Annotated in this window: 2 protein-coding genes; both read left to right on the top strand. The window is 63.3% G+C overall.

What is annotated here, in order from left to right:
• The first annotated feature begins 224 nt into the window (after nucleotides 1-224).
• Complete coding sequence (locus tag AC1DH9_RS27970; protein WP_477809219.1) at nucleotides 225-1397, top strand: MFS transporter; 1173 nt, start codon at nucleotides 225-227, stop codon at nucleotides 1395-1397.
• Between the two features lie 115 nt (nucleotides 1398-1512).
• Nucleotides 1513-2081 (top strand): thioesterase II family protein (locus AC1DH9_RS27965; RefSeq protein WP_477809218.1); only part of this gene is annotated, 569 nt, incomplete at its 3' end.

The raw sequence follows: 2081 nt of genomic DNA, 5'->3' as shown, positions 1-2081 counted from the left end.
TGCTGCGTCACTCCAGATAGAGACACATGCACTGTCGATGAACAGTGTGCTGCCGATGAGATGGGCCTATCAACCCGCGATGAAGGAGGGCCTTATCAGGTGACTGGCGCACGGTGGCTGGAGTTCATGGTGCGGCGGGTTTATTTGTGGTTTCGGGTTGCCAGGTTTTTTACTACAGGGACGCTTTATGGCAAGTTGCACGCCTCAGCAGAGGATGGAACCGGATGGCAAATCCCTATCAAGCGCTATTCAACGCCCCCGGCAGCCGCGCCTTCGTGCTGGCAGGGATGGTTGCGCGCATGCCGATCTCGATGACCGGTATCGGGCTGATCACCATGCTCTCGCAGTTGCAGGGCGGTTACGCGTTGGCCGGGTCAGTGGCGGCGACCTTTGCCTTGGCCACGGCGTTTTGCGCGCCGCAGGTGTCGCGCATGGTCGACCGTTTTGGTCAGGGCCGGGTGCTGCCGGTGTCAGCCTTGGTCGGTGGTGGCGGGTTGTTGCTGCTGTTGCTCTGTACACGATTGCAAGCGCCGAACTGGACGCTGTTTGTGTTCGCCGCGCTGGCCGGTTGCATGCCGAACATGTCGGCGATGGTCCGGGCGCGCTGGACGGAGCTGTATCGTGGTAAACCGCAGTTGCAAACCGCCTATGCGCTGGAGTCGGTGCTGGATGAGGTGTGTTTTATCGTCGGGCCGCCACTTTCGGTGGGGCTGTGCGTGGTGGTGTTTCCCGAGGCCGGGCCGTTGGTGGCGTTGCTGATGTTGGCGATTGGGGTGAGCGCGTTTGTGTTGCAACGCAGCACTGAGCCGCCGGTGCATCCGCATGACGCCGATCAACCGGGCTCGGTCGTTGGTTCGGCGGATGTACGCCTGTTGATGCTGTTGATGGGGGCCATGGGCACCATCGTCGGGGTGGTGGACGTGGTCAGCGTGGCCTTCGCCCAGCAGCAAGGCCAGCCGGCAGCCGCAAGCATCGTGCTGTCGGTGTATGCCATTGGCTCGTGCCTGGCCGGGTTGGCGTTCGGCGCGTTGAAACCCAATGCACCGTTGCCGCGTTTGTTTTTGTACGGCGGAGTGGCGACGRCACTGACCACGCTGCCGTTGTTATTGGCGGGGAACATTCTCGGGTTGTCGCTGGCAGTGTTTGTTGCCGGGCTGTTTTTCGCACCGACGCTGATTGTCGCCATGGGCTTGGTGGAGCGCATCGTGCCGCCGGCCAAACTCACGGAAGGCCTGACCTGGCTGATCACCGGTCTGAGCATCGGCGTGGCGATCGGCGCAGCCGGTTCCGGCTGGCTGGTGGATGCCTTCGGCGCGCGCAGCGGGTTCTGGTTGTCGATTACCGCGGGGGCGGTGGTGCTGGGCTCGGCCATCCAGAGTTATCGCCGGCTCAGGTGAGCGTTAGCGCCCGCTGACTCAGGTCCACAACCTGGCGCTCCCACAGGTACGGCGACTAATTTGTGTTGGGCGTCATCCGTTCCCCTTGCAGATAACTTGAGTGAGGGGAGATGCGGTGACCCAATTGACACTGCTGTGCCTGCCCTATTCGGGCGCCAGCGCCATGGTCTACAGCCGCTGGCGGCGCAAGCTGCCGGAATGGCTGCAGGTCAAGCCGGTGGAGCTGCCGGGGCGGGGTGCGCGTTTTGACGAGCCCTTGCAGACCGACATGCGCGAACTGGCGATGCAACTGGCCCGGGAACAACGTTCGTCCTTGAATACGCCTTATGCCTTGTTCGGCCATAGCCTCGGGGCGTTGCTGGCGTGTGAAATGGCCCACGCTTTTCGGGCACTGGGCGCGCCGGAACCGGTGGCGCTGTTCGCGTCCGGAACGGCTGCACCGACAATGCGTTCGGACTATGACCGGGGCTTTTCCGAACCCAGGACCGACGCCCAACTGATCGAGCAATTGCGCGCCCTCGGCGGCACCAGCGAAGAAGTGCTGGGCAACGCAGAGCTGATGAGCCTGACGCTGCCGATCCTGCGCGCGGACTTTTTGCTGTGCGGGCGTTTTCAGCCCCAGGAACGACCGCCGCTCAAGTGCCCGGTGCACGTGTTCGGTGGCAAGGCCGACCGGGCCAGTAC

Source organism: Pseudomonas sp. 05T35 (genome assembly GCF_056396605.1).
Note: the sequence above shows the minus strand (reverse complement) of the source record. Positions and strands in the feature narration are given on the sequence as shown.